This window comes from Rossellomorea oryzaecorticis (assembly GCF_038405515.1).
Classification (GTDB): Bacteria; Bacillota; Bacilli; order Bacillales; family Bacillaceae_B; genus Rossellomorea; species Rossellomorea oryzaecorticis_A.
Window position 1 is genome coordinate 32,233 of sequence record NZ_JBBYAF010000027.1, and the last position, 25,668, is coordinate 57,900.

General features: G+C 40.9%; 29 protein-coding genes. 10 read left to right on the plus strand and 19 right to left on the minus strand.

The window, feature by feature from the left end; all coding sequences use genetic code 11:
* Positions 1-19: 19 nt before the first annotated feature.
* The gene (gene hemE, locus AAEO50_RS13850; protein ID WP_341984644.1) at positions 20-1,051 is read right to left on the minus strand and encodes a uroporphyrinogen decarboxylase; all 1,032 of its coding nucleotides are present in this window, start codon (positions 1,049-1,051) and stop codon (positions 20-22) included.
* A 256-nt stretch (positions 1,052-1,307) separates the two neighbouring features.
* Between hemE and AAEO50_RS13855 the strand changes: the two genes are divergently transcribed.
* Positions 1,308-1,811 (plus strand): antibiotic biosynthesis monooxygenase, encoded by a 504-nt coding sequence (locus AAEO50_RS13855; RefSeq protein WP_341984699.1) that lies wholly within the window; start codon positions 1,308-1,310, stop codon positions 1,809-1,811.
* An 84-nt stretch (positions 1,812-1,895) separates the two neighbouring features.
* On the opposite strand, the gene AAEO50_RS13860 is transcribed toward AAEO50_RS13855, so the two are convergent.
* The 4 genes from AAEO50_RS13860 to AAEO50_RS13875 all read right to left on the minus strand — a co-directional run bounded on the left by AAEO50_RS13860 (position 1,896) and on the right by AAEO50_RS13875 (position 5,273).
* The gene (locus AAEO50_RS13860; RefSeq protein WP_341984646.1) at positions 1,896-2,540 is read right to left on the minus strand and encodes a response regulator transcription factor; all 645 of its coding nucleotides are present in this window, start codon (positions 2,538-2,540) and stop codon (positions 1,896-1,898) included.
* Between the two features lie 17 nt (positions 2,541-2,557).
* Positions 2,558-3,586 carry a sensor histidine kinase gene (locus AAEO50_RS13865; RefSeq protein ID WP_341984648.1) on the minus strand — a complete coding sequence of 343 codons (1,029 nt, stop codon included), beginning with the start codon at positions 3,584-3,586 and terminating at the stop codon, positions 2,558-2,560.
* Between the two features lie 37 nt (positions 3,587-3,623).
* The gene (liaF, locus tag AAEO50_RS13870; RefSeq protein ID WP_341984650.1) at positions 3,624-4,433 is read right to left on the minus strand and encodes a cell wall-active antibiotics response protein LiaF; all 810 of its coding nucleotides are present in this window, start codon (positions 4,431-4,433) and stop codon (positions 3,624-3,626) included.
* Between the two features lie 249 nt (positions 4,434-4,682).
* Positions 4,683-5,273, minus strand: coding sequence for a phosphatase PAP2 family protein (locus AAEO50_RS13875; protein ID WP_341984652.1), 591 nt, complete (start codon positions 5,271-5,273; stop codon positions 4,683-4,685).
* 104 nt (positions 5,274-5,377) lie between these two features.
* On the opposite strand from AAEO50_RS13875, the gene AAEO50_RS13880 reads away from it, so the two are divergent.
* Positions 5,378-6,586, plus strand: coding sequence for a M20 family metallopeptidase (locus tag AAEO50_RS13880; protein ID WP_341984655.1), 1,209 nt, complete (start codon positions 5,378-5,380; stop codon positions 6,584-6,586).
* Positions 6,587-6,623: 37 nt separating this feature from the next.
* Here AAEO50_RS13880 and AAEO50_RS13885 read toward each other — a convergent pair whose 3' ends face one another.
* Genes AAEO50_RS13885 through AAEO50_RS13895 form a run of 3 tightly spaced genes read right to left on the minus strand, consistent with a single transcriptional unit; the run spans position 6,624 to position 9,349 of the window.
* Positions 6,624-7,325, minus strand: coding sequence for an EcsC family protein (locus AAEO50_RS13885; protein ID WP_341984657.1), 702 nt, complete (start codon positions 7,323-7,325; stop codon positions 6,624-6,626).
* A 58-nt stretch (positions 7,326-7,383) separates the two neighbouring features.
* Positions 7,384-8,613: an ABC transporter permease gene (locus AAEO50_RS13890; protein ID WP_341984659.1), complete on the minus strand. Its 1,230-nt coding sequence runs from the start codon at positions 8,611-8,613 to the stop codon at positions 7,384-7,386.
* Positions 8,606-9,349 carry an ABC transporter ATP-binding protein gene (locus AAEO50_RS13895; RefSeq protein WP_341984660.1) on the minus strand — a complete coding sequence of 248 codons (744 nt, stop codon included), beginning with the start codon at positions 9,347-9,349 and terminating at the stop codon, positions 8,606-8,608. Before AAEO50_RS13895 ends, AAEO50_RS13890 begins: the two co-directional genes overlap by 8 nt.
* A gap of 700 nt (positions 9,350-10,049) precedes the next feature.
* Between AAEO50_RS13895 and AAEO50_RS13900 the strand changes: the two genes are divergently transcribed.
* Positions 10,050-10,472: an HIT family protein gene (locus tag AAEO50_RS13900; RefSeq protein WP_341984662.1), complete on the plus strand. Its 423-nt coding sequence runs from the start codon at positions 10,050-10,052 to the stop codon at positions 10,470-10,472.
* Between the two features lie 163 nt (positions 10,473-10,635).
* Positions 10,636-11,172: a tryptophan transporter gene (locus tag AAEO50_RS13905; RefSeq protein WP_341984664.1), complete on the plus strand. Its 537-nt coding sequence runs from the start codon at positions 10,636-10,638 to the stop codon at positions 11,170-11,172.
* 55 nt (positions 11,173-11,227) lie between these two features.
* Here AAEO50_RS13905 and AAEO50_RS13910 read toward each other — a convergent pair whose 3' ends face one another.
* Complete coding sequence (locus AAEO50_RS13910; RefSeq protein ID WP_341984666.1) at positions 11,228-11,419, minus strand: hypothetical protein; 192 nt, start codon at positions 11,417-11,419, stop codon at positions 11,228-11,230.
* Between the two features lie 156 nt (positions 11,420-11,575).
* Between AAEO50_RS13910 and AAEO50_RS13915 the strand changes: the two genes are divergently transcribed.
* The 4 genes from AAEO50_RS13915 (at position 11,576) to AAEO50_RS13930 (ending at position 14,194) form a co-directional block, all read left to right on the plus strand.
* Entirely contained in the window at positions 11,576-11,944 is a 369-nt protein-coding gene (locus AAEO50_RS13915; protein WP_341984668.1) for a YtxH domain-containing protein, read from the plus strand.
* Positions 11,945-12,408: 464 nt separating this feature from the next.
* Positions 12,409-12,984 (plus strand): HTH-type transcriptional regulator Hpr, encoded by a 576-nt coding sequence (locus AAEO50_RS13920; protein WP_341984670.1) that lies wholly within the window; start codon positions 12,409-12,411, stop codon positions 12,982-12,984.
* A gap of 345 nt (positions 12,985-13,329) precedes the next feature.
* The gene (locus AAEO50_RS13925; protein WP_341984672.1) at positions 13,330-13,866 is read left to right on the plus strand and encodes a DUF3267 domain-containing protein; all 537 of its coding nucleotides are present in this window, start codon (positions 13,330-13,332) and stop codon (positions 13,864-13,866) included.
* A gap of 148 nt (positions 13,867-14,014) precedes the next feature.
* Entirely contained in the window at positions 14,015-14,194 is a 180-nt protein-coding gene (locus AAEO50_RS13930) for a hypothetical protein (RefSeq protein WP_034763303.1), read from the plus strand.
* A gap of 56 nt (positions 14,195-14,250) precedes the next feature.
* Here the strand turns inward: AAEO50_RS13930 and AAEO50_RS13935 are convergent, their stop codons facing one another.
* The 3 genes from AAEO50_RS13935 to AAEO50_RS13945 all read right to left on the minus strand — a co-directional run bounded on the left by AAEO50_RS13935 (position 14,251) and on the right by AAEO50_RS13945 (position 14,723).
* Positions 14,251-14,337, minus strand: coding sequence for a YjcZ family sporulation protein (locus AAEO50_RS13935; protein WP_082051156.1), 87 nt, complete (start codon positions 14,335-14,337; stop codon positions 14,251-14,253).
* A gap of 129 nt (positions 14,338-14,466) precedes the next feature.
* The gene (locus tag AAEO50_RS13940) at positions 14,467-14,550 is read right to left on the minus strand and encodes a YjcZ family sporulation protein (protein ID WP_032089274.1); all 84 of its coding nucleotides are present in this window, start codon (positions 14,548-14,550) and stop codon (positions 14,467-14,469) included.
* A gap of 86 nt (positions 14,551-14,636) precedes the next feature.
* The gene (locus AAEO50_RS13945; RefSeq protein ID WP_032089275.1) at positions 14,637-14,723 is read right to left on the minus strand and encodes a YjcZ family sporulation protein; all 87 of its coding nucleotides are present in this window, start codon (positions 14,721-14,723) and stop codon (positions 14,637-14,639) included.
* Positions 14,724-14,913: 190 nt separating this feature from the next.
* Between AAEO50_RS13945 and AAEO50_RS13950 the strand changes: the two genes are divergently transcribed.
* Positions 14,914-15,861, plus strand: a complete 948-nt coding sequence (locus AAEO50_RS13950; protein WP_341984685.1) for a peptidylprolyl isomerase — start codon at positions 14,914-14,916, stop codon at positions 15,859-15,861.
* Between the two features lie 82 nt (positions 15,862-15,943).
* Here AAEO50_RS13950 and AAEO50_RS13955 read toward each other — a convergent pair whose 3' ends face one another.
* The 6 genes from AAEO50_RS13955 to AAEO50_RS13980 form a co-directional block, all read right to left on the minus strand.
* A complete protein-coding gene (locus AAEO50_RS13955) occupies positions 15,944-16,120 on the minus strand; it encodes a sporulation YhaL family protein (RefSeq protein WP_341984687.1) in 177 nt (58 codons plus the stop codon).
* Positions 16,121-16,549: 429 nt separating this feature from the next.
* Positions 16,550-17,494, minus strand: coding sequence for a 3'-5' exoribonuclease YhaM (yhaM, locus tag AAEO50_RS13960; protein WP_341984690.1), 945 nt, complete (start codon positions 17,492-17,494; stop codon positions 16,550-16,552).
* Positions 17,495-17,682: 188 nt separating this feature from the next.
* Positions 17,683-20,652, minus strand: coding sequence for an ATP-binding protein (locus AAEO50_RS13965; RefSeq protein WP_341984691.1), 2,970 nt, complete (start codon positions 20,650-20,652; stop codon positions 17,683-17,685).
* Positions 20,653-20,669: 17 nt separating this feature from the next.
* Positions 20,670-21,890, minus strand: coding sequence for a DNA repair exonuclease (locus AAEO50_RS13970; RefSeq protein ID WP_341984692.1), 1,221 nt, complete (start codon positions 21,888-21,890; stop codon positions 20,670-20,672).
* A gap of 139 nt (positions 21,891-22,029) precedes the next feature.
* Positions 22,030-23,280, minus strand: coding sequence for an ABC transporter permease (locus tag AAEO50_RS13975; RefSeq protein WP_341984693.1), 1,251 nt, complete (start codon positions 23,278-23,280; stop codon positions 22,030-22,032).
* Positions 23,273-24,172 carry an ABC transporter ATP-binding protein gene (locus AAEO50_RS13980; protein WP_341984694.1) on the minus strand — a complete coding sequence of 300 codons (900 nt, stop codon included), beginning with the start codon at positions 24,170-24,172 and terminating at the stop codon, positions 23,273-23,275. The genes AAEO50_RS13975 and AAEO50_RS13980 overlap by 8 nt, the downstream gene beginning before the upstream one ends.
* Before the next feature lie 171 nt (positions 24,173-24,343).
* On the opposite strand from AAEO50_RS13980, the gene AAEO50_RS13985 reads away from it, so the two are divergent.
* The gene (locus tag AAEO50_RS13985; protein ID WP_341984696.1) at positions 24,344-24,529 is read left to right on the plus strand and encodes a YhzD family protein; all 186 of its coding nucleotides are present in this window, start codon (positions 24,344-24,346) and stop codon (positions 24,527-24,529) included.
* A 66-nt stretch (positions 24,530-24,595) separates the two neighbouring features.
* Here AAEO50_RS13985 and AAEO50_RS13990 read toward each other — a convergent pair whose 3' ends face one another.
* The gene (locus tag AAEO50_RS13990; RefSeq protein WP_341984698.1) at positions 24,596-25,390 is read right to left on the minus strand and encodes an enoyl-CoA hydratase; all 795 of its coding nucleotides are present in this window, start codon (positions 25,388-25,390) and stop codon (positions 24,596-24,598) included.
* Positions 25,391-25,668 lie beyond the last annotated feature (278 nt).

Sequence of the window (25,668 nt, forward strand, 5' to 3'; positions counted from 1 at the left end):
TCGATGTAACAGGGTTTCATCATTTCGCACTGTATTCATGTACAAATGCTGTTAGACGTTTCAACGTGTCAGGATTGACGGACGGGAATACACCATGTCCCAAATTAAAGATGTAGCCCGGCAGTTCCATTCCTTGATCCAGTATGGCCTTCGCTCTTTCCTCGATTACTTCCCAAGGAGCGAGAAGGATAGCCGGGTCAAGATTTCCTTGAACGGTTTTAGAAATACCCATTTCCCTTGCTTCCGTTATCGGCAGACGCCAGTCAAGCCCCACTACATCGATGGGAAGGTCGTGCCATTCTTTTGCCAAGTGACTGGCACCCACACCAAACATGATCAACGGAACATTTTCTTCTTTTAATGCAGTAAAGATCTTTTCCATGATCGGCTTAATGAATGTTCTGTAGTCCTGTACATTTAAAGCCCCTACCCATGAATCAAAGATCTGGAAGGCCGATGCTCCTGCTTTAATTTGGGCTTTTCCGTACGTAATCGTCATATCAGCGAGCTTGTCCATCAAGGCAAACCAGGCTTTCGGTTCAGAGTACATGAATGATTTCGTCTTATTGTAGTTCTTCGAAGGCCCGCCTTCAATCATGTAGCTTGCCATTGTAAATGGTGCTCCGGCAAACCCGATCAACGGAACAGATAATTGTTCGCGGGTCAGAAGCTTAATTGTATCCAGTACATAAGGAACATCACTTTCAGGATTGATTTCCCCCAGTTTTTCAACATCTGCCACAGAACGGATCGGATTGTCGATAACAGGGCCGATTCCAGACTTGATCTCTACATCCACTCCGATTGCCGGAAGCGGCGACATGATATCCTTATATAAAATAGCAGCATCCACGTCATATTGTTCGACCGGAAGTCTCGTCACATACGCACAAAGTTCAGGCTGATGCGTAATCTCAAAAAGAGAATATTTTTCCTTTATTTTTCTATACTCAGGCTGAGAACGGCCCGCTTGTCTCATATACCATACTGGTGTATAGTCTGTTTTTTCACCTTTTGCAGCTCTTAAAAATGTGTCATTTATCTGTTTCATACCTGTCGGCCACCTTTCCATCATCCATTAGTTCTATTGTATTATAAATGAATAAAATTCTAAAATTGTTTAACCGTACAAACTGTAACCCTTATAAACTATAGACTTTTACAAGGAAAATGTATAGTTATCAACAGAAAATGTCATAAATTTGCCGATTTTATTTTTGAGACCATAAAAAATGATGATATCAGGTTAAAGATGGGAAGGAAAAGGGAAGATTAACAAAGAAAGTATAGTAAAGAGGTGAATGACGATGAAGATGTATATGACGACAGGAACTCACGAGTTTCTAAGCAAGATCTCAAAAAAGCACCCTGATGAAAATATGATCCTCATGCAGGAATCCGATGCTCTTCTGATTCATGAGACAAACGGTGAAACTGTATTTGAGTCACCAAGGAGATATGAAATTGTCGATCAATCCGGCTCATTGGAGAAAAAGGGATATGCTGTCTTCAATAATATTCCTGTTACGGATGAAGGGCGTCCCTTGTTTGAATACCGATTTAAGAACCGTGCAGGTCTGATTGAAGAAGTTCCAGGCTTTATCGCCATTCGTGTACTTCGCCCATTGGAAAGTGATACATATGTGATCATGACTCTTTGGGAAGACCGCCAAAGCTTCCTTGGGTGGCAGGATTCAAAGCAATATCAGAAAGCACATGAAAAACGGGGAACCGAGGAAGGAATCGACGCCAAGAAAGATATTTTCCCCCGTGCGTCTTATGTAACGGAATACCAGGTCAGCGAAGAGTGAGCTCCCTGAGCACTCAGGCTGCAACCAAGTATGAAACGCGACTTCAAAAGGCTGTCAGGGATTCCTGTCAGCCTTTTGAAGTCGTTATTCTTTTTTATATAAGATCCCGTTCCTATTGGCATAGATCGCCGCCTGCGTCCGGTCGGCTACTCCCAGTTTACTTAAGATATTGCTCACATGTGTTTTCACCGTCTTTATTCCTATATATAATACTTCGGAAATTTCCTGATTGGTCATTCCCTCCCCCAGACATGTTAACACTTCAAATTCCCGCGTTGTTAGATCTTCATGCGGTTTTCTCTCTTGTGGTCTGAACCGTGTCATCATTTTATCGGCGACCTTGGAGGCAATCACTGCCTCCCCTTTTGCCGCTTTATAAATCGCTGAAGTGACTTCTTCGGCACTTGCAGTTTTCAAAAGATAACTATGAGCACCTGCTTCAATGGCAGGAAATACTTTTTCATCATCGTAGTAGCTTGTGAGAATGATGATTTTACAGCTGCCATGAAAGGATAGTATCTTTTCAGTAGCGTCAAATCCGTTGCCGTCATCCATCAAAAGATCCATCAATATTACGTCCGGTTTATAGATCTTTGCAAGCTGAACGGCTTCATTTCCACTCTTTGCTTCCCCAAGAAACTCAATTCCATCTTCAGTCAGCAGATAGGATTTAATCCCTAACCTGACCATCTCATGATCGTCAACAATCATCACTTTGACTTTCTGCATAGTACCCTCCACTCCATTCAAACCGGAATTCTCAAATCGATGTACGTCCCTTCTTTTTCTTTCGAACGTATTTGAAAGTATCCGCCGATTTCTTCGGCACGTTCTCTCATCGTTTGCAGTCCATAAGACGTCATCTTGCTTTCTTTTAAATTAAATCCTTTCCCGTTGTCACTAATATACAAGGTCACGAACCCTTCTTTTTTCTCAGTCATTATCTTTACTTTCGTTGCTCCGGAATGACGGAGGATATTCGAAAGACTCTCCTGTATGATTCTGAACATATGGGTTTCCGTCCCTTTTGAAAGATTCTCCATTCCATAAAGGGTGGCTTCTATTTCAAGTTTTGTCTTCTCTTTTATTTCTTCAATAAGAATCGTCAAAGCTTCACACAGGCTCTCACCCTTTAGGTCAATGGGTCTTAAATGCAGAAGCAGCGCCCTCATTTCTCCTTGAGCCTTAGCAGCTATTTCGGCAACCTGTTTAATCATCTCTTCGACTTTATCAGGATTTTTCCCAATGCTTTTATGGGCTGCTGATGAAAGCATATTCAGTGCAAACAGCTGCTGACTGACTGAGTCATGCAGATCCCTTGCAAGTCTCTGGCGTTCCTCCATGACGGCAGCACCGTGAGCCTGCTCGGCAAGTTCTGATTTCTCATCAGCCAAACGCTGCAATGATTTCACCTGTTCTTGAATGTAGATTGCAAGCTGATTCAATTCATCAGCCAGAATCCCAAGCTCGTCCTGCTCATCCCCTTCTACCCTTGCCGAGAACTTGCCGCTTCTTAATAAGGTCACAAACGTGGATATATCATCAATACGCCCTTTGAAAGTGTAGCTGGTCCGGAATCCAAAATATACACTTAATAATAGTAAGATAAGAAAGAGTGCAATTGTCAGGTAAATGGAAAGACTGAGTGAAAGACCCTCATTATCAGAAATAAACAAATAGATTTGAAGGACTACAAAAGAGATCAGGGTCGCCATGACTGCCATCATAAAAAAGCTTTTAAAAATCCAGTTCCTGATTGTAGGCGAACGTTCCACTACTTTCCCTCCCTTCTAAAGTGAATGACAAACAAGTTTATACTTCACTGATCCTGATCGAGGCTACTTTTACGTTTACCAAGAGTTTAATTTTTTTGCTGGATTGCTCATAACCCGGTGATTGATAGTAAAAGTCAGACCTGATTTCGGAAGATTTTTGTTCAAATAACTTCACTTCACCGACCTTGACCTTGATCGTAATTTCTACCGGTACATTTTCCGGGATGATCACTTTCACATCCCCTACCCACCCCTTTATTTCAACCGGTGTCTCACCTTCAGGGATAAACGCTTTACTTAAATCAAAATAATAGTCTCCAACCACATTATGGAACTTCATCGGTTCCAACGGCCAATTGGGCTCAGCTAATTTGATTTCGCCTACAATGAAGCCTCTGTTTATATTGTGCTTTTTAGGCTTTGGCTCATGCTCCTCTCCAATATCGACTTCAACTTTTGTTCTTTCCTTATTTATATCTTCATGGGTATAGGTCACTTTAATCGATTTGTTCATTGCTACTCTGTAAATCGCAATGGCAATAATAAATAATGGCCACAGTTTCCACCAGCTTCCATAATTAAAATCGACTTTATTCCATTCATCCAGAAGGATAAGTGAACCGTACACAAGACTGAACAGACCGAAGAATAATTTTCCAAATCTTTCCCTCAGAAAACTGTCAACCACCCATTTCAATCCGATTAGTATCAACAAAATAGGGATTATATTGACAAATATCCTCTTTATTTCCAAGGAAATTACACCGATATTCAACAGCAATAGCATGACCCCAGCCATCAATAATAGTAATGAGAAGAACCACTGCTTCTTTCCTCTGTACTTCACTGCCACACCACCTTCATTCTATATAGATTCGGGAAAAGCTTCTGGTTTCCTGTTTCTGTTTTCATTATAAATGGAATTAAGCACCTTGATGAGCAGCATCCGCCTGATTCAAACTCCGTCTCCAGACCGAAATTTGTCGTTTCACACCTTTCTTCGAATTTCATAATCTATAGGACAGATTCGGGCGTATACCCAAATTGAGAAAACAAAGGTCCGTCCCCGTTGCAGTTACGCATGGGGACGGACCTTTTAAGTTGGCCTTTTTTCATATAGGAAAGTGGTCAGGGTGAAGATGGAGAATCCTGCAAGGAAGCCAGCCAGTACATCTGACGGGTAATGGGCTTGTTCCACCACTCTGCTCAGTCCTGTAAGAAAACCAATCAGCAGTGTCGATATATATATGCCCCATTTCAATTGAATGGAAGAGACTTCCTTGCTGATGAAATAGGCAGATGTCAGCAAAAATACAATGCCGACCATTGCATGACCGCTTGGAAAACTGAAGCCATCTTCCCCGTGCGGAAATGGCGGTCTGTCCCTTTCCATCAGATTCTTGATCACTTTATTCAGCACATTGCTTCCTGCAACTGCGACTACGACAGTAAGGATACCGGCGAAATCTTTTTTCATCCACCACAGATATAGAATCAGTACTATAGAACCTCCGCCGATGACGAGTTCAGTCCCGACAACAGAAAAGATTTCAAAAAAGTGCAGATGGTCCAACCTTTCTACTAAATAGGGGTCCCACGGCATAGAAAGTTCATGATACACAAAGTGGGCGATTGTCATAAAAAGAACAAATGAAAGAATGCCGGAAATGTAAAATGTTTTTTTCATTTCAACCCTCCTTTCAACTATTATTATCATTCACTATGCTATTTGTTCCTCTAGTTTAATGTTATAATATTCTAAATCTTCACCATTTATAAGGAGGTTTCATCTTGCTGAAAGAATTATATCAGAAATTAGAGGAACGATGGTCAGAAATGGTAGAAATCAGACGGCATCTCCACCAACATCCAGAATTATCTTTCCAGGAAAAAAACACAGCAAAATATATTGCTGATTATTACCGCAGATTGGGAATCGATGTCCGTGAAAACGTAGGTGGTAATGGTGTAGTGGCAACAATTAATGGAAGGCTCCCCGGGAAGACGGTCGGTTTGCGAGCGGACTTTGACGCTCTTCCCATCCAGGATGAGAAAGATGTGGAATACCGCTCCACGGTACCTGGAGTGATGCACGCCTGCGGACACGACGGCCATACTGCCACCCTGCTGGTCTTGGGAAAGACCCTGCATGAGCTTAAAGACCAGCTTCCCGGTACAGTCAAACTCATCCATCAGCATGCCGAAGAATATGCTCCTGGCGGTGCGAAGCCGATGATAGAGGATGGCTGTCTGGATGGTGTGAATGTAATCTTCGGTACTCATTTATGGGCAACAGAGAAGCTTGGGAAAATCCTGTTCAAAACTGGACCGATAATGGCAGCTGCAGACCGTTTTGAAATCGTGATCAAAGGTTCGGGCGGACACGGTGCCCAGCCTCACAAAACAAAGGATGCAATTGTTGCTGGTGCTCAGCTTATAACTGACCTGCAGCAAATCGTGAGCAGACGGGTGAACCCGATAGATCCAGCCGTCGTCACTGTAGGCTCCTTTGTTGCAGATAATGCCTTCAATGTTATTGCAGATCAAGCTAAGCTCATCGGTACTGTCCGCACCTTCAATCCAGAAGTCAGGGATTTCATCGAATCCGAAATCGAACAAATCGTCAAAGGAGTCTCTTTGTCCTTCAACTGTGAGTATGAGTATCGTTTTGAACGTGGATATCCAGCAGTTGTAAACCACTCTGAGGAGACCCAGCTTCTTATTCAATGTGCAGCTGATATAGATGAAGTTCATAACGTCGATGAAATCGAACTGCAAATGGGTGGAGAAGATTTTGCCTACTACTTGGAAAAAGTAAAAGGAACCTTCTTCTTTACCGGGGCTGCCCCTGAAAACGCAGAAACGCTTTATCCACATCATCACCCTAAATTCGACATCAATGAAAAAGCACTGTTGATCGCTGCCAAGACATTGGCATCCGCTGCTTTTCACTACCAAAGAAAACATGCAGATTCAGGCAGGTCTGTTCAAAAGAAATAGTAAAAGATCGGCCGAGGCCGATCTTTTACTATTGGGATTAATCATTTTCGCTAAAAAAGCGGATCCGATAAGCAAATTTTGCTACTTCACCAAGCTGATCAAGAAGCTGATAATTGGCATATGCCCCCACAACTGCCCCGACTCCCGGGACAAGCTGCAGCATTTTTACAAAATCAATATAATCCCGATATTCCTGTTGAAAGACACGCCAGTCCAGTTCCTTCAATTGTTCTTTCTCCTCATTCCAGTTCTCTATGACTTTCAATGTTTCTTTTTTATGATCATCACTGGAGAAAGCCAGTTGAAATACGTAGAGTAGAAATAATCTCTCTTCATATTCTTTTACATCATATCCATGTAAGGCGGAGCACTCGCTTAAAAATTTCATCTTGATGGAAAGCAGTAAAGGGAAATCCGCCAGACCGAGAAAAATGCCCCCTGCACCCGTACCTGCCCCCTCGATGACCGCTGCTTTCCGATGGAAATCGAGTCTTTCTTTCATCCTCTCTTCTCTTTGTTGTAATGAAGGAAGGGCTGCCACCTTTGAAAGCTTGACCCATTCATTCCCCTTTAAAGTGACTTCCACCATTTTCTTTATGCTATCTGTAATCAAACGGTGGGCTTTTTCTGGAATATATTGATTCACTTTCTTTTGTGCCTGCTTAGAAACACGTTGAAATACCGACGATTTCTTATTGAATTTCCGTTTCCATGCTTCAAGTTCTTCTCTTTCATTCATTATCAACCCCACCTTTTGGTCTTATCAAACCTTATAGGCAAATGGACTGACCATTTTTTCACAAATAAAAGCTGCTATCCATTTTTTTCAATCGCTGAGCTAAATAGTATGAACTGAACAGTAATGAAAAAAAGAATCCTGCCAGCAGGATGATTACTCCTTCCAACCATAAACCTTTCATAACAAGAGGAAGTGTGAAGATAATTGATTGTATCATCATGGACTGAGTCAAAACCTTCTTAAAAGATGTTGTTTTCAATTCTTTGGAAAGCGGATAAATGAGCACCCAGATTTTGTAATCAAATCGCTTATACAAAGGAACAAGCTGAAAACCCGTTAAATAAAGGAATAATAGAGCAGTAAGGATGTTGACGATAATCGACTGATTCGTATAAATCAATACGGCGCCGATCAGGGTCAGGCGAATATACAATCCTGAGTATTCACTTGTTCTGACTAAGGAGCGAAGATATAAGTGACGATATGAATCCCCTTGGGAGAAATCGGTTTTTACAATGAAATCAAGCCACCTTCTTCTATGTACCTTCCCCTTTAGTTTAGGAACATCCGTAAACATATTGGCAATACGGTAAAACATCAGCATTCTTTGCTGTTCGAGATGTATCAGCAAATCCCATTTCAGATTCTTTTTTTTCGTTGACTGATAAAAATAAAATAAGTATCCTGCCATGATGACTCCGACAGCAATAGTCGTTAGGGTGGGAGCATCTGATAATACCAGCAGCAGGAAGGACCCGGATAATAAGAATCGGATGATACTGTCGATCCAGTGGGCTTCTTTTTCCTGATAACGGAGCATGAACCACCTGACATACAGATTCCACACTTTTAAAGTAAGCACAAGCGCAAGCAATGGAAAGAAGCTGTTAAATCCATCACCTGACACAGCCACATACATTGGCATCAGTGCCGCCAACACAATAAGCTGGATATAAGACTGGAACATGAAGCTGATCCAGATACTTTTCCTGAAATACCCGGATAGCCTATTTTCAAGAGGAAGCAGAAAGACAGCGTCGGCTTCTTTAAGAAACGTATATACTGGACTCCATGCTAGAATCAGCCCCAATATGAATGCCATTATATACGCTGCCGGAAAAGATGGTTCAAGCGTCTTAACCCATTGATTGTATGTAAAAGCAGCACCACCCACTGCAAAAATCAGAACAAAAAGAAGATGATCATTGAACATATATTTAAGATACTTCTGCAGTTCCTGATTGTAGTCTATAATCCGTTTCTTCCAAATGTTATCAACATTATTCATTATCGGACTCTTCCTTTGTAAGTTGAATATAGATGTCGTCAAGGGTTGCATCGGGCATGGCAAACTCCGATCGCAGCTCCTTCAAGGTTCCTTTCGCCCTGATTTTCCCCTCATGAAGAATGATGAAGGAATCACAATATCTCTCTGCTGTCGCAAGGATATGGGTGGACATCAGGATACCGGCCCCACTCTCCTTCATTTCTTCCATCCAGTCCAATAATGACTGGATGCCAAGAGGGTCCAAGCCGACAAATGGTTCATCGATAATATACAGGCTTGGTTGAATTAAAAAGGCGCACATAATCATCACCTTCTGCTTCATTCCTTTGGAAAAGTGAGCCGGAAACCACCCAAGCTTCTTTTCCATCCGAAATGCCTTCAAAAGCTTCCCAACTCTTCCTTTGTACTCAGCTTCAGTCAACCCATAAGCCATAGCTGTGAGCTTCAAGTGCTCTTCAAGAGTCAATTCATCATAAAGAATAGGTGTTTCAGGTATGTAAGAGAATTGCTTGCGATAGTGATCTGGGCGGTTCTTCAATGTATGCCCGTTGATTGAAACCTCGCCCTGTTTCGGTTCCATCAAGCCGATGATATGTTTAATCGTCGTGCTTTTCCCTGCTCCATTCAAACCAATCAAACCGACGATTTCCTTCGAATTGATTGAAAAGCTGATATCCTTTAAAACAGGCTTACGTGTATAGCCTCCTACAAGGTGATTGATCTCTAATAATGCCATGGGCAGCAACGTCCTTTCTCTTCTACGGTTTACTCTATTCTAGCAAAATTTCTCACTAAAGGCATCGTACAATCAAATCACATTCCAATTATTAGTATTCATAACCCTCGTAAATCTGCACATTCTATTGTTGAAGGGGCCAGCAATAAGAAAACGGGGTGGTTGTTAAAGACCAGTTAACCGATTTCACTATTGTTTACGGCTTAAAGGATAGTCGTCTTTCATAGTGAATGACACACTCACCGATTCATTCATCACAAATTTGATAAATGAGGTGTTTGTTAAAGAACATTTTGACTGAATCAGTTATCTTATACAGCTTCACAGCTTTAAAAGATAAGGGGATGGTCACTTTGAACAAAGTCATTCATTTTCCAAGATTACACAAATCATGCTTATAGCCAAATGAGGTGTTTGTCGCAGACCACATATAGTTTCTATTGTCTTAAAGCATACAGCTAAAAGATAAGGGGATGGTCGCATTGCAAAGTATTCATTCTATTCAAGAATGGGATCTCTGATTAAGCTACAAAGCAAATGAGGTGTTTATCAAAGAAAGAAAACTTGGCGGATAAACCTTTATGAATACCCCTTCAAAGAGAGGCAGGAAAACCGTTCCTGTCTCTTCTTTCCTTTTCTTTCTATTTCTATTCGTGGTAAAATATACGGCATAACCCCATTACTGAAAGGTGGAAACAATGTGAGCGATTGTATTTTTTGTAAAATCATCAATGGCGATATTCCGTCTATGAAGGTATACGAAGACGAGCATGTATTAGCATTTTTGGATATCAGCCAAGTAACAAAGGGACATACCTTGCTGATCCCGAAAGTACATAAAGAAAACATCTACGAACTCACGCCTGAAACAGCAAGTCACCTATTCTCTGTCGCCCCAAAAATCGCGAATGCACTTAAATCTGAATTCGAGCCGATCGGATTCAATTTATTGAACAATACTGGTGAAGAAGCCGGGCAGTCTGTCTTCCACTTCCACATGCACTTCATCCCCCGCTACGGCTCTGGAGACGGCTTTGGAGCAGTCTGGAAGACACACAACGACGACTACAGCGGAGATGATCTGAAAGAAATCGCAAACGCCATCTCTAAGCATATTTCATAAAGCAGACCACATCCGTCACATTCAGTTGGCGGATGTATTTTTTTGAAAATTAAATCTTTGACACTGTTTTTCCCTGTGTTATAATGTACCTATCTTTTCGCTGATGGCAACGAGTGCACATCAGGAGGGGACAAAAGTTAGAATAGTTGAGGAGAGATGAGAAATGAATACAAAAACACTTGTATCCCTATCATTATTAGTAGGGATCGGAGCCGTTCTGCATACGGTGATTCCGGGATTCTTTTTAGGAATGAAACCTGATATGATGCTTACGATGATGTTCTTGGGCATTATCCTGTTTCCAGCCAAGAAGAACGTTTTGCTACTTGGCGTACTGACTGGAGTCATTTCTGGTTTAACGACACAATTCCCAGGCGGTTTTTTACCCAACTTAATTGACAAACCAATTACAGCCTTTGTGTTTTACGGATTATTCCTGACTGCACAAAAGGTGACGCGTACGGTCATAGGGGCTTCCGTACTTACAGCGGCAGGTACTCTTGTATCAGGAAGCATATTCCTGCTTTCCGCATACTTAATCGTCGGACTGCCAGGAGCATTCTTTGCACTATTTGCGGCAGTCGTACTGCCTGCAACAATTGTTAATGCCGGAGCAATGTTCGTCGTTTATCCAATCGTTCACTCCATTTTAAAACGTTCAAGCATGAAAGAGATAGTAACAACTGAACAACTTTCTTAATCATTTAAGGACTGTATTGCAGGTGCAATACAGTCCTTTTTGTAAGCTCTTTTCTTCAGGCAGCAATCCAGAATAAAAACCCTATCAAGAAAGTGATCACCCCGCCTGATCCCAGAATCGACGCTCTTCTTTTCAATAAATTTTTAGGAGGATACATACCGGGCCTTCTAATACTGATGAAATTATAAACCATACACAAAAACAGCACACCGCTCAGAGCAAAAAAACCGAAAATAATCCCGTCCATCTTCTTTTCCCTCCTCTGCCCCGCCTCTTACGTTTATTTTTATGCGGAAAGTAATGCTGATATGAACTTACTTGTTTCCATTCCCTCTCAATAGGGAAAAAGGAATATACATGTTTTTTGTAGAAGTAAGTATTATAGAATAACGAGGTGATTTATATGAAAGCAAAATCTCTTACTTACGGATTAATTATTGGCGGTGTGATCGGAAGTATCAGTTCACTTCTTTCAACCCCATCATCCGGAAAAGAACTCAGAAACCAAATCAAGAGTAAGAAAGAAGATTGGAGCCAGACCTTTGAAGAAATGAAAGTGCACCTGGGAGAACTGAAGGATTCAATCAGCACCCTTTCACAAGAAGGAAAAGAAACCGTCCAGCAAATTTCAAAGGATCTCCAGGCATCCGTAAAACAATGGCAGGCATCAACCGAACCAAACAACCAGAAACTTCAACAGGAAATCCAATTGATCCAATCCAAAATCGAAGAACTCGAAAGCTCATTGAACCACAATAATCAAGCAAATTAATCACAATCTGCCAATCAGAGAAAAGAGGACCTACATTGCATTATTAAAACAATGCAGACCGGGTCTTCTTTCTCATTACAAAAAAATTTAAAGTTTAAATTGGCAACTGAAACATTAACTCTTAAAAGTGCTTACGTTTTATCGGATCAAGCATTTGATTGGAGTGCAAGACGAAGACTCCTGCGGGAAAAGTAGCTTATGTGAGACCCCGCAGGCGAAGCCGAGGAGGCTCACGGGCTACCCGCGGAAAGCGAAGTCTTGCACGGAAATCAAAAGCGGCATAGAGAAACGAAAACAAATAAAAACACATACTTCAAAAAATTTTGTCAATTTATCCTTTATTAATTTTTATTTTATTGGCATAATAATATAAAAGCGCTTTCTTTTTATCGATAGCTGTTTAAGTGAGAATACTGGACAGGCGCATAGCAAGAAAAGATTTTCTAACAAAGTGGGTGTAAGGGATGGAAGAAAGAGAATATTCATTGAAAGAGGCGATCATCTTCAGTCAACGTATGGCTCAGCTGAGTAAAGCGTTGTGGAAGGCCATCGAAAAAGACTGGCAGCAATGGATCAAGCCTTATGATTTAAATATCAACGAACATCATATCCTTTGGATTGCTTATCATCTTAAAGGAGCATCAATCTCTGATGTCGCAAAGTTCGGGGTCATGCACGTTTCAACAGCATTCAACTTTTCAAAAAAGCTTGAAGAGCGGGAATTACTGGAGTTCTCAAAACGCGATAATGACAAAAGGAATACGTATATCCAGCTTACTGATAAAGGTGAGAAGATTCTGCTTGAGCTGATGAAAAATTATAAACCGGAAACACATTCAATCTTTCAAGGTGTTGCCCCATTAAAAGAGCTATATGGAAAATTCCCTGAAATGATTGAAATGATGTCAGTCGTTCGGAATATTTATGGTAATGACTTCATGGAGATCTTCGAGAAATCCTTCCATAACATCGATAGTGAATTTGCTGAAGACAATTCAAAGCTCAATGAATTATTTGAAAACGAAGAAGAACTCGCCTGATTCCGTTTACCGTATCGGGATCAGTTGAGCCTGCAAGTCACCTACGATAATCAGTCACCAAAAGACGTTTTGGACCATGCAGCTATCAATCACTGCCTAAGCAGCATTCATCACAGAGAATAATCCATCTTTAAAAAGCGGAGTACATATAGAAACTTTTCCGCTTTTTTTGCTTTCCTCCTTCCTTGTGCATCATATCACAAAGGATTATCCTCTCCCCTCACTTCGGTTGTTCTAATTTACCTGAAAAAAATCTTAAATTATGTATTGATTTTTTCCTTCAATCGTAATAAAGTATGTAAAGCGCTCATTTAACACACTATCGTCTATGGAGGCGATTTTTTTATGCACTGTTGGAAAACAATCAATCTTGAAAGACAATTTGGTTTTTATCGAGTCTTTTTACTTTCATCTATTATCATGATGATGGTATTCTCTTTTATATACGTACCAATAAATTTAGTGTATTCCAATTCGTTCTACGACAATCACTCACTCGGGTTCGTTTTTGGACTGCTAAGTATCTATCCTTTGCATAAGCTTATTCATTTGTTACCGATCTTTCCTTATGTGAAGAAGATGAGATGGAGATGGGACAGGAAGCTCTTGATCCTTCCTATCGTTTCACTGAGGGTCGATCGTCCGATTTCAAAGTATCTGTATATGATTGCCCTATTGGCACCTTTCCTGGTCATCAACAGCATTTTACTTTACGGATGCATACTGTTCCCGCATTACTCTCATTATTTCGCTATATTATTAGCGTTCCACTCAGGAATTTGTGCAATTGATTTCATTTATGCAAAACAGTTGATGAATTCACCTAAGAATGCATTAATCGAAGAGAATGAAGAAGGATATGAAATCCTCATTTATCAGTAAGGATGATAAAATCCATAGGCTCCATAAAAGCTGTGGCTTACTATCATCCTTCTGATTTATTACCAATATTTCGGCAATACTGGCTCTACCATTCTCTTTCATATTTTGGTATCGTATAGCTTATAGGAGATAACGGGGAGGGGTTAGAATGATCTCCATGTTTTTAGTATTTGCAGTATTTATTTTATTTTATATAAACAAAATGACTAACGCACTATGCTTACAAAAAGAAATACCTGAAGAACGCCAACCGAAGGTATTTAGAACCATCAACATTCTAATCACAATTCTTTTGGTATCTTCGTACATAGAAATATTGTTTACCTAATCCAATAAAAAACCAGTCCCGATTCAAATCGGGACTGGTTTTTTAATCTACATCAATTAGCAAACGTACGCTGCACCGATGATAATTAACAAAATAAATAACACAACGATTAACGCAAATCCTCCGCCGTAAGCACCAGACATAATGTGCTCCTCCTTTCATTTATGAAAAGCCACCGGAATAAGAATAGGCAAAAGGGGCTGCCTTTCTAAAGGTATCGCCCCCTCTTTTAGTCCTTATCCGGTGAAACACTACACTATCCTGAGGCTAAATTATAGCCAAGCTGCACCTACAATGATTAACAAGATGAACAGTACAACAATTAACGCGAAACCTCCGCCGTATGCGTTACCCATAACTTTCCACCTCCTTTGAAGCGCTAATGTATCTTATTCAAGTAAGTCGCCTTTTGTTTAGGCATTTGTCATATTTCTAATTTTTTTTAGTAAAGATACGCGGCACCAACGATGATTAATAAGATGAACAGCACTACGATTAACGCGAATCCAGAATTGTATCCACAGCTCATATTTATTACCTCCTTTTTTCTATTCGCTTTTATCATATGAAGGAACCTGGGAAATGGGTGTGTAAAATGCCTATTTTTCTCAAGTTAAACTTGGAAAATATTTTTTTTCATGGAAAAAGTGTGATATAGTATGGATTGTAGAAATTTGACAAGCCATTAAACGAATATATATTTTTAGGAGATGTTCAGCATGAAAAAATGGATTATATCAGTGACACTTGCCACCGGAATGTTAGGACTTGCCGGCTGCAGCGGAGACGGGGAAGAAAACAGTGAAGTCGTAGCAACCACTAAAGCAGGGGATGTTACAAAAGAAGAACTTTATAAGTCAATGAAACAGAAGTTTACTCCTCAAATGGAACAAGCTCTTCAAGAACTTGTTTACACAAAAGTTCTTTCTGATAAATATGAAGTCAGCGATAAAGAAGTGGATCAAAAATTAAATGAAGCGAAAGACCAATTGGGACCACAATTCGAAATGTTCTTACAGCAGTACAACCTTGATGAAAAATCATTTAAAGAATATCTGAAGCTGCAATTGCTTCAGGAAAAAGCAGCGATTTCAGATGTAAAAGTAACTGATAAAGAACTTAAAGAGTATTACGAAAAATGGAAGCCTGACATTCAAGTCCGTCACATCCTTGTTGATGACGAGAAAACAGCTAAAGAGGTTAAACAAAAATTAGCTGATGGCGGTAAATTCGAAGAGCTTGCTAAAGAATACTCGAAAGATCCAGGTTCTGCGGAAAATGGCGGAAGCCTTGGGTGGGTCGATTATGCCGGCCGCCAAAATTTTGTACCTGAATTCTCTAAAGCTCTTGACACATTAGAAAAAGGAAAGATCAGCGAACCGATCAAAACCGAATACGGATTTCATATCATCGAAGTCACTGACAAGAAAGAAAAGAAGTCATTTGATGAAATGAAAAAGGAACTTGAAAAAGAATTAAAGCTTACAAAAGTAGATCCGCAAAAAATACAGGAAGCCATGAAGCGTGAGATTGAAAAGGCTGACTTGAATATTAAAGATAAAGATCTGAAAAAATCGTTTGACCAAGTATTGAATCCGCCGGCTGCTCCGGAAAATGGAGAAACACCGGCTCCTGAGAGCGAACAAACACCAGCTGCTGAAGAATAAGAGTAATAGTAAAAAAAGGAAAAGGAAGCCTGAAGATTGAGTTCATCTTCAGGCTTCCTTTTATTATACGTATATTATTCACCTAGGAGAATTGACGTCTCCGTTCCTTTTCTTCTTCCATACGAGAAATATAGACCGCTCCTTCTTTCTCGATCCATTCATCTTCCACTTGTTTTTCTTCTTTAGCCGATTTAATGGTCATAAAGGCGCTGGCAAAGATTCCTGCCACAACGAAGTACATCCAAATTGGTAGAGTCATTTACTTCATCTCCTTATAGTTTGTCCTCTCTTATTGACACTATATGAGTTCTTAAGAGGAAACATAACCTATTAATGGAGTTTTATAATAAAATGCTGGTAGCTTTTACTATCTAATAGAAGATGCTCTTAAACACCGCTGTTGATTTCCGTGCAAGACTTCGCTTTCCGCGGGTGACCCGTGAGCCTCCTCGGCTTCGTAAGGAGAGTTATCTGTCCAGCTGCAGGGCTTAGAGGCACATGTCATAAGCCTCTCTTCAAAGCCCTTCCGCTTTTCTGATAGGAGTCTTCGTCTTGCACTCCAATCAAAAGCTAGAACCTCTCAAAACTAATTAAGTCTATTACACTAGGGGCAATTCCAATAAAAGCAGTTCAGCTTTGGATTCAGACGTCTCCCAACTGAACTGATTGATTGTATTATTCAATCATATTATTTATGAAATGTCGGTTTGTAGAATGTGCGATTATCGAGTGGAAAGATCCTTTCGGTGTATTCACCCGGTTTTACGCGTTCGAGTGCACGGTCGAGCATATTCATTTTTGCATCGACATTATCGATATAGTGAAGGATTTCAGCTTCACGGATCATAGGTGGTTTTGGACTTCCCCATTCAGCTTTACCGTGATGGCTTAATACCAGGTGCTGGAGAATCATGACCTCTTCCCCTTCGATTCCCAGTTCCTCGGCTGTTTTTCCAATCTCATTCACCATGATGGAGATATGGCCGATAAGGTTACCTTCAATAGTATAAGTCGTTGATGTTGGTCCTGATAACTCAATTACCTTCCCTAAGTCGTGGAGTATCACACCTGCATACAAAAGATCTGTGTCAAGAGACGGATACAGGCTCGCGATTGCTTTCGAAAGGTCCAGCATCGATACGACATGATATGCCAGCCCGGATACGAATTCATGATGATTTTTCGTAGCAGCGGGATACTCGAGAAACGGCTTCTGATATTTCTTGATCAGGTGCCTTGTGATGCGTTGGATATTCGGATTTCTCATTTCAAAGATATATTGAGTGATCTTGCTTGTCATTTCGTCGATAGACAGTGGTGCCGTTTGTAAAAAATCTGAAATCGTGTGCCCATCTGCAGGTGATGCGGGACGGATCTGCTTGATCTTCAGCTGGTTTTTTCCTCGATAGCTATGTACATCCCCTGTCACTTTCACAATGGTTTCCGGCTGGTATGCTTTTTCATCTTGTTCAGACGCATCCCAAAGCTTCGCTTCCATCTCTCCGCTTTTATCCTGCAGAATAAGAGTTAGAAAGGGTTTTCCGGTATTCGTCGTTCCTTTTGTCATCTGTTTGATGAGAAGATGCAAATCAACCGTTTCCCCTACGTTAAATGTCATGATTCCAGTCATCATAATCCTCCGTCCTCATTTTAATTAGTCTCAGTATAACATATTTTAATAGATTCTTTGATTTAGAAGCCCCTTAATAGGTTGCAGCCTCCGAACTAACGAACTCGAAACCGACTGCCAAACAGACGGTCTCGATTCATCTGCAAGGAAACGCAACCCCTATGCCTTCTATCCCTTTCTTTACAAAATCGTTATACAAGCACCGCTTTTTCTAATAGAATCGTTTCTTTCTCATCAAAATAATTTTTTATATGAGGATGACACGTAAATAAGATGATTTGATGGTCTCTTCCCATCTTTCTCAGCAATTCTACAAAAGCTCCTGTTCTTTCCCAATCAAAGTTCACTGCTCCATCATCGACTAATAGAGGAAGATTATAAATATCTTTAAAGGATTGGACGAGTGCGAATCTTATGGCAATATATAACTGTTCCTTCGTACCCTGGCTCAGCTCGACTGCCTGGAAACGCACCCCGTCTTTCCGTTCAACTTCCATCATTTCATTTTCTGTCACATAGAGGGAATGATAAATACCTTTGGTCAAAACAGTAAAATTCTCAGCTGCCAGTTTTATTACATTCGGCATTTTGGTTTGCTGATAATGATGAATCGTTTTATTGAGACTTTCCTGTGCAAGAGTATATTTAGACCACTTCTTGATGATTTCCTGAAGTTCGGCCTTTTTTTCCTGAAATTGTTGAAGCAGCTGTGAGTAGCTCGTGCCTTCCTCTAATAGCCTGATTTTATATTCAACGGAAGCAAGCCTCTTTTGATGATCGGATATGTCTTGATTCAGTTCATTTATCCGTAATACAATCACTTTCAGCCTTTTGGTTACCTCTTCTTTGAAATCGAATGAAGAGAATAAGGACAAAGTCGTTTGGTTTACTCTAGTTTTCATTCCCTCATACCTTGCCAGAAGCTCATTTCGCTCTTCCACCCTCACGGCAAGCTCACGGAATTCTTCTTCGTCCTTGCAACCTGCCTCTCCAATCAAGGAATGAATCTCATTGTTTATTTTTTTCAAGTGAAGAACCGATTGTTCTTTTTCTAAGCGCAAAGGCTCTAAATCTGATTGAATCTGTTCGAAGGCGAGTTTCTTTTTCTCTACATCATGCAAGATGCTTTTTATTTTAATGAATGCTTCCTGCATGGTTGTATACGCAAATGAATGGCGGATAAACCACTCTTTACACTCGTTTGAGAACGCATCGATCTTTTCTTGCAGGAATTTTTCATCTTCCATTAACTGCTGTAATTTTTCATACGCCAGCACTAGCTCCTTCATTTTTGCGAATGCATCCTTCAACCACTTTAAAGGGAATTCAGCCGGCAGATATAACTCCTCTTTTATGGCTTCAAGCTTATGATGCTCCACGTTCAGTTTGGAGAGGACAACTTCCTGTTGTTTTCTCAGCCTTTCTAATTTGGCTTCTTGTTCCTCCAGCTGGAGGATCCGCTGTTTCCATTCACTCCTATACTCCATCTGCTCCCTTAATTGCCGCTCTAAAGTATCGGATGAAGTGGATCCATCTATTAAATCATTGATTCCTTCAGACATTTCCCGGGCTTTTTCTCTTAGATTATAAAGATGATTTATTTTCCCATTCAGATCTTGTCTGGACTTCCATCTATTAAAGACCAGAAGGGCAATGATGAGGAAGCCGAGAAAAGTTCCCATGATATTATCATTTAACAATGTCCATATGCTGAAGCCAGCAAAAATGAAAGATGCCATTCCACTGTAAAGAGTTTGTTTAGAAAAGGATTTACGCCTTGCCTGGACTTCTTTTTCCATTTCATCCAGTTGGTTTTTAACCCACATTTTCTGTTGAAGTGATGCCTGATTTGAAGATTGCTGTTTAACTTTTCTTTGCAATGCTTGATACTCTTCTTCTTTCAAGAGAAGTTCTTCAAGCTCTTCACATTTCCCCTCAATTGTTTTCATCGCTTCAGATTCAGCTTCTAATTGTTTTTTTATATTTTCTTGTTCATTTTGCAGCTTATTTGTTTCCTGAAGAGCATCTTCTATTCGTTCATTTAATAACATGCTTGTGTTAATGGAAGGTATATTGTTTTCAGCTACGTCCAGATCAAGTTCTCTCATCGTTTCATTAACTCTGGTTTTTACAATCTTTGTTTCCCGGCTGATTTCACCTAAATTATCCATCCACTTCATAAAAATAGATTGTTGGGATACTAAGGACTCAACTTGGGGGATCTCCTCTAAAAATTGAGGCGGCAGCTCTATAGCTTCAAGCTTTTCTTCCAGATTTTTTTCTTTTGAATCCAGTGTTTCCAGATAGGAGGATGCTTGTCTCCATTCCGTTTTCAATTCATTGAGCCGCTCTGCCCCTTTAGCAGGATAAGAGATTTCCTCGAGTTCTGACAGTTTTACCGAAGTGGATACATATTCAGCAAGAATATCCCAATGCTCTTCGATTACGTGCAGGCCATCCCTTTCTTGTGCGAGGGATTTTTTTTCTTCTTCCAGGGAACCGATGGCAGTTTCTAATGTTTGCTTCTCCTCAAGCAGAGGCCCATATTGCTTGTTTTGTTCCTTCGCTTCATTAACCTTCTTTTCCAGAGCCTTAAGTTCATTCAGTTTGGTGTTTATGACCGGCTTTCTGCCAGACTTCTTAAATAGCTGTTCTCTTTCCTTCTGCCACTGCTGCTCCATTTGCAAAAGGAGGTCAGTCCCCGTAGAGCCTGCGCTGAATAAATAACGATTTAACTCGTCTTTTTTCAATTTATGTATGTCTTGCAGGCCTTCCAGGTTAAAAGAAAAGATGTTCTGATAGGTTGACTTATCCATTTTCCCCATCAATTCCTGCAGTGCTTCTTCCCCGCCTGTTCTTCCATCAGGGAACTGAACTGTCACATCGCCTGCAGCTTTCCCTTTTACACGTTCGATGCTGACTCTGCCAAGTTCATTCACTTCACAAATGAGTTTCCCTCCATACTCAGAGGAGCTTTTCGGTTCATAGCGAAGCTGATTTTGCTGTCTGGTCGGAAACCCGAATAAAATACTATGTATGAATGACATGATGGTGGATTTCCCCGCCTCATTCTCACCATAGAATAATTGAAGGTCTTCAAGGGCATATACTTTATTAATCAATTTCCCATATCCATATATGTGCATTTGAATGATTCTCATCGTGTTCACCTCTTTTCTCACTGATTACGTGCTGGATGGAGAATTAGATCTACCGCTTCCTCTACCAAATGAGATAATTCTTCTTCGCTTAAAGGGTCAATATATCGGTAGAGCGAAGGGTGTTCATATATTTCCGCTAATGCCTTTACCCCTTCTTCAACGTCAATGTCTGTCAGTGCAGCTATTACATCACTGATAAAAGGATCCTTTACATCTATATCAACATTTTCAATCCGGCTCAATTTAATAGAATGAATCCATTTAATTCGTTCACCTGTCTGCAAATCTGTTTGCAGAGCCTGAAGAAGATCCCCGCCTTCAATTGCCTCTATCATTTCCGGGGATAAACTTTGATAATCCTCCAGCACCACCTGAAGCAAACAATCATCTATTCCTTCATATTCCTCTGCAGTCCTGCTGATTCGCTGAAAGATTTCGCCGAACCGCTCGACTCCTTCAAGTGACACCTCTATTTTTTCCCACAGTAGATCCTGGGTCGATATGAATTCAAGAACCGCATCGTGATCCAATAGTTCTACAAGATAACAGCCCTTTTCCCCTGTCTCTTTGCGGTGGCGGCCTTGAATATTGCCCGGATAGACAATCGGGGGCTCATGATGGAGGACCTGTCGTTGATGGATGTGTCCGAGTGCCCAATAATGATAGTTTTTCTCTTTCAGTTCATTGATGGTAAAAGGTGCATAACTTTCGTGGGAGGAATGTACGCTCCCTTCACTTCCATGCAGCAATCCAATGACATAATCTGCCTCAAGCTGCTTTGGATAGTCTGAAATCCTTCGCTCGCGAATATGCCTGGTGCCGTAGCTGAAACCAGCTAGTTTAACCACTGAGCCGCTTTTCGTCACGAGCTCCTTCACTTCGGTTTCTTTATTAAAAACATGGACATTCCTTGGCATATCGAGCTCTAATCGGAAACTTCCTAGATGGTCATGATTTCCGTGGATGACATATACAGGAATCCCAAAGTCATTTAAAAGGTTGAACTGATTCAATAGCCGCGCCTGAGCCCTGATACTCCTGTCCTCCTCATCAAACAGATCCCCGCTTATGATCATAAAGTCTATCTTTTTCTGTATCGCTTCCTTTACAAGGTTTTCAAAAGCTGCAAACGTGCTGTTCTGGATGCGGTCGAATAGTTCGGGAGGAACGTGCTTCAAACCGACAAACGGACTGTCCAGGTGCAAATCGGCACAATGAATAAATCGTATCTTCTCCATGTAATCCCCTCTCCGTTACGAATGTACGTTCTGTATTCTCATTATATCCTAAAATAGCCTATTATTTCAGCTATTATCAGGAAAAGTATAAGGAAACCATATAAAAAGCTGCCTCCTTATTACGGAGACAGCCTGGAAACTATTTATTATTCGTAAGATCCATCGCTTTCTTGATATCCTTATAGGAATTTGACTTCCCGTAAAGCAGGACACCTCCACGGTAGACCCGTGCTCCAAACACACCAAGAAGAATAATGGTGACAAGCAATACGACGATTCCGATAATCGGTTCATAAACGGGCAGATTCAGCATCCCTACTCTAAGGAACATAACCATTGGAGTGAAAAACGGAATATAGGATGTGATCGTGATAAAGCTTGATTCGGGATTGCCAAGACCGAACATGGAGATAAAGAAGCCAATCATGATGACGAACGTCATCGGCATGATCATCTGCTGTACATCTTCAATCCTGCTGACAAGAGAACCAAGCAGAGCTGCAAGAGTCGCATACAGGAAGTATCCCAGCAAGAAATATACGACTGCATACAGAATGACACTTACCGACAGGGATTCAAATCCAAACGATTCAAAAAAACTTCCTGCAAGCTCATCTTTGCGGTTGATTAATGTAAAATAACCTACCGCCAGGATGATCGCTAATTGAGTTAACCCGACGAGACCGATCCCAATGATCTTAGCAAACATTTGCTGTACTGGAGAGACACTCGAAATCAATATTTCCATTACCCTTGAACTCTTCTCGGTCGCAACTTCCATGGCCGTCATATTGGCATAAGCGATTACGGAGAAGTAGATGAAGAACAATAGAACATACACAATACCTCTCGCCTGACTCAGCTCCTCTTCTGATTTAGCACCCTCAGACAAGGCTTCTTTTTCAAATGTAACGGGACCGCTTAATGCTGCCAGCTCTTCACTTGAAAGTTCAAGTTTATTTGCGGCCAGTGAAGATTTAATATTCTGCAGGGCTAGCTGTAAATCAGCCGTCAAAGCCGAATCAGATAACGAGGCTGATTTATAATGGGCTTCGGGAAGACCTTCTTCCCCCTCCGTTAATACAAGCAGCCCTTTGATCTCTTCCTCTTCTATTTTCTTCTCGATTTCTGCAAGCGGATCAGTTGAGTCTGTCAACTTAATATCATTATTCAAAACAGTTACCTGAGCTTTAAGCATTGAATAAAGATATCCGGTTTCATCCTGTACCACAACCTTCTCTTCATCGCCACCATCGAAATTGGACAGGATTTGATCGAAATTCGTCAATAATACCAACGCACCTGCAATGATAATGGTAGAAATGATAAACGATTTGGCTTTTAGTTTCGAGAAATAAGAATGGGTGAGCATTATTAAAAACTTATTCATAGGAAGTCCCCACCTTTTCTATGAAAATGTCATTCAATGATGGATCTTCCAACTCGAATTTACGAAGGAACCCTTTTTGAGCTGCATCCCGAAAAACTTTTTCTGCCGTTTCTTCCGAGTCTACTTGCAGCAGGACGCCTTCCGTTATTTCTCTGAACTTGGCAACACCATTAAAATTCTGTAAATAGGTTAAATCAAAATCTGCATAAATAACGACATTCTTTTTGCCAAAGGAACGCTTTATGTCTTTTAGTGAACCATGTACGACCGGATGCCCATGATGCATGATACATAGACTTTCACATAATTCTTCCACATGCTCCATCCGATGACTTGAAAACACAATGGTCGTGCCTTTCTTTTTTATTTCCCTGACAGCATCTTTTAGCAATTCAACATTTACAGGGTCAAGTCCGCTGAATGGCTCGTCAAGGATCAGCAGCTTCGGTTTATGAATGACAGAAGAGATGAATTGTATCTTTTGCTGATTCCCTTTTGAGAGCTCTTCTACTTTTTTATCTAAATATTGCGGTATATTAAACCTTTCCAGCCAATAGGAAAGTTCCTTTAATACGTCATTTTTATCCATCCCTCGGAGGCGTGCCAGATAAACGATCTGATCCTTGACCTTCATCTTGGGATAAAGTCCGCGTTCTTCAGGAAGATATCCGATTTCCCCGCTTGCGGCATAGTCGATGCTGCTGCCATTCCACTTGATCTCTCCCGCTGTTGGATCCAACAATCCCAACACCATCCTGAATGTGGTGGTCTTCCCCGCTCCATTTGCTCCAAGGAAACCGAACATCTCTCCAGGATTTATTGTAAGAGACAATCTGTCAACCGCGGTGAAGCTGCCGAACTTCTTGGTCACCTGGTGAATTGATAAGCTCATTTGAAGTTTCCCCTCTCATCCTTTTCCTACTCATAAAGTACTCTACGATTCTAACGAAGAAAGGTTTCATTTTCCTGCTTTAATTTTTATTTCTATTAAGACTTTAAATTTTTTAAAAATTATGGAAAAATAATAAAGAATGAAAGTTTAATAGACAAAGGGGTATAAACGATGAAAACGTATAAGTTAACAGTATTCGAAAAAGACGGAAAGAAAATTCTCGATGACACTTTCGAAGCATCTTCAGACAATGAAGCTAAGGAAACCGGTGAAGCCTTACTGGAAGAAAAGGGGTATCTGGACCATACACACCGCTGTACATCACCGCTTGGGAAAATGATTCTATTTCATCCCTAAACCATCTGAAAAGCCCGTGCCGCAGTACTTTAAATGCGGGACGGGCTTTCGTCTATTACAGTCAATTTAAATTCCTTTAAATTCCGGTTTTCTTTTCTCTGCGAAAGCCCGGATTCCCTCTTGATGATCACCCGTTTGTCTCATCAGCCACTGGCCTTCCTTCTCAAGCTCCAAGGCATGCTGCAATCTTTCTTTATTAAGGGAAACATAGATTTCCTTTGTCTTGAGCATGGCTTTGACAGGTGCTGCTAAACATTGATCGATATATCGTTGAATCCCATCCTTCAACTTGCCTGAAGGAAGAGCTTCATCCACAAGCCCTTTCATTAACGCTTCCTGACCTTCGAATACTTTCCCATTCCAGATCAGCCTCTTCGCTTTATGAGTACCGAGTCTTTCTTGCAGAAGAAAATGACTGCCTCCGTCCGGAATCAATCCGATTCCGATAAAGTTCATGGCAAGTTTACTGTCTTCTTCACATAAAATATAATCTGATGCGAGTGCAAGGCTGAAGCCAAGACCGGCGGCAGCCCCATGAATACCGGTGATCACCACTTTTGGCATGGTATACAGCGTCATGACAAGTTCACTGATTGTATCCATGATCCCAGAGAATTGTTCTTCCCCGCTCAGCGTTAGCATTGATTTAATATCGCCGCCTGAGGAAAACCCCTTTCCTTCTCCAGTCAATACTAAAAGGGCAATCTCAGGATCTGCTTTGACTTCCTTTAAGGCGCCAAGGAGATCCTTCATAAGTCCTGCATCCAAAGCGTTCAGAGACTTTGGCCGGTTCAATTGAAGCCTGGCGACCCTTCCTTCTTTATGTAACTTGACCGTTTCGTAATGGTTTGACACTGTCAATGTAATCCCTCCCCTTATTTCTAGAATAACTCATTAAAAATGAATAGTGAATCATTTTTTGAATAGTTTAACTATTTAAGTGAGAATAAACTTAAGAATCTCTGCTAATACCGCTGTTGATTTCCGTGCAAGACTTCGCTTTCCGCGGGTGACCCGTGAGCCTCCTCGTCGCTGCGCTCCTGTGGGAAGAAAAGCGGAGGGGCTTTGCTCAGAGGCGGGTGGCATAAGGCGAATCGGCCACGAAGGCGTTCTTTGCCTTCTTGGTCGGTTTGACTTAT

What these genes read in the sequence shown, in the direction of transcription:
- hemE (WP_341984644.1), bottom strand. Translation starts at nt 1,051, where the DNA reads ATGAAACAGATAAATGACACATTTTTAAGAGCTGCAAAAGGTGAAAAA.
- AAEO50_RS13855 (WP_341984699.1), top strand. Translation starts at nt 1,308, where the DNA reads ATGAAGATGTATATGACGACAGGAACTCACGAGTTTCTAAGCAAGATC.
- AAEO50_RS13860 (WP_341984646.1), bottom strand. Translation starts at nt 2,540, where the DNA reads ATGCAGAAAGTCAAAGTGATGATTGTTGACGATCATGAGATGGTCAGG.
- AAEO50_RS13875 (WP_341984652.1), bottom strand. Translation starts at nt 5,273, where the DNA reads ATGAAAAAAACATTTTACATTTCCGGCATTCTTTCATTTGTTCTTTTT.
- AAEO50_RS13885 (WP_341984657.1), bottom strand. Translation starts at nt 7,325, where the DNA reads ATGAATGAAAGAGAAGAACTTGAAGCATGGAAACGGAAATTCAATAAG.
- AAEO50_RS13890 (WP_341984659.1), bottom strand. Translation starts at nt 8,613, where the DNA reads ATGAATAATGTTGATAACATTTGGAAGAAACGGATTATAGACTACAAT.
- AAEO50_RS13895 (WP_341984660.1), bottom strand. Translation starts at nt 9,349, where the DNA reads ATGGCATTATTAGAGATCAATCACCTTGTAGGAGGCTATACACGTAAG.
- AAEO50_RS13905 (WP_341984664.1), top strand. Translation starts at nt 10,636, where the DNA reads ATGAATACAAAAACACTTGTATCCCTATCATTATTAGTAGGGATCGGA.
- AAEO50_RS13910 (WP_341984666.1), bottom strand. Translation starts at nt 11,419, where the DNA reads ATGGACGGGATTATTTTCGGTTTTTTTGCTCTGAGCGGTGTGCTGTTT.
- AAEO50_RS13915 (WP_341984668.1), top strand. Translation starts at nt 11,576, where the DNA reads ATGAAAGCAAAATCTCTTACTTACGGATTAATTATTGGCGGTGTGATC.
- AAEO50_RS13920 (WP_341984670.1), top strand. Translation starts at nt 12,409, where the DNA reads ATGGAAGAAAGAGAATATTCATTGAAAGAGGCGATCATCTTCAGTCAA.
- AAEO50_RS13925 (WP_341984672.1), top strand. Translation starts at nt 13,330, where the DNA reads ATGCACTGTTGGAAAACAATCAATCTTGAAAGACAATTTGGTTTTTAT.
- AAEO50_RS13930 (WP_034763303.1), top strand. Translation starts at nt 14,015, where the DNA reads ATGATCTCCATGTTTTTAGTATTTGCAGTATTTATTTTATTTTATATA.
- AAEO50_RS13935 (WP_082051156.1), bottom strand. Translation starts at nt 14,337, where the DNA reads ATGTCTGGTGCTTACGGCGGAGGATTTGCGTTAATCGTTGTGTTATTT.
- AAEO50_RS13940 (WP_032089274.1), bottom strand. Translation starts at nt 14,550, where the DNA reads ATGGGTAACGCATACGGCGGAGGTTTCGCGTTAATTGTTGTACTGTTC.
- AAEO50_RS13945 (WP_032089275.1), bottom strand. Translation starts at nt 14,723, where the DNA reads ATGAGCTGTGGATACAATTCTGGATTCGCGTTAATCGTAGTGCTGTTC.
- AAEO50_RS13950 (WP_341984685.1), top strand. Translation starts at nt 14,914, where the DNA reads ATGAAAAAATGGATTATATCAGTGACACTTGCCACCGGAATGTTAGGA.
- AAEO50_RS13955 (WP_341984687.1), bottom strand. Translation starts at nt 16,120, where the DNA reads ATGACTCTACCAATTTGGATGTACTTCGTTGTGGCAGGAATCTTTGCC.
- yhaM (WP_341984690.1), bottom strand. Translation starts at nt 17,494, where the DNA reads ATGATGACTGGAATCATGACATTTAACGTAGGGGAAACGGTTGATTTG.
- AAEO50_RS13965 (WP_341984691.1), bottom strand. Translation starts at nt 20,652, where the DNA reads ATGAGAATCATTCAAATGCACATATATGGATATGGGAAATTGATTAAT.
- AAEO50_RS13970 (WP_341984692.1), bottom strand. Translation starts at nt 21,890, where the DNA reads ATGGAGAAGATACGATTTATTCATTGTGCCGATTTGCACCTGGACAGT.
- AAEO50_RS13975 (WP_341984693.1), bottom strand. Translation starts at nt 23,280, where the DNA reads ATGAATAAGTTTTTAATAATGCTCACCCATTCTTATTTCTCGAAACTA.
- AAEO50_RS13980 (WP_341984694.1), bottom strand. Translation starts at nt 24,172, where the DNA reads ATGAGCTTATCAATTCACCAGGTGACCAAGAAGTTCGGCAGCTTCACC.
- AAEO50_RS13985 (WP_341984696.1), top strand. Translation starts at nt 24,344, where the DNA reads ATGAAAACGTATAAGTTAACAGTATTCGAAAAAGACGGAAAGAAAATT.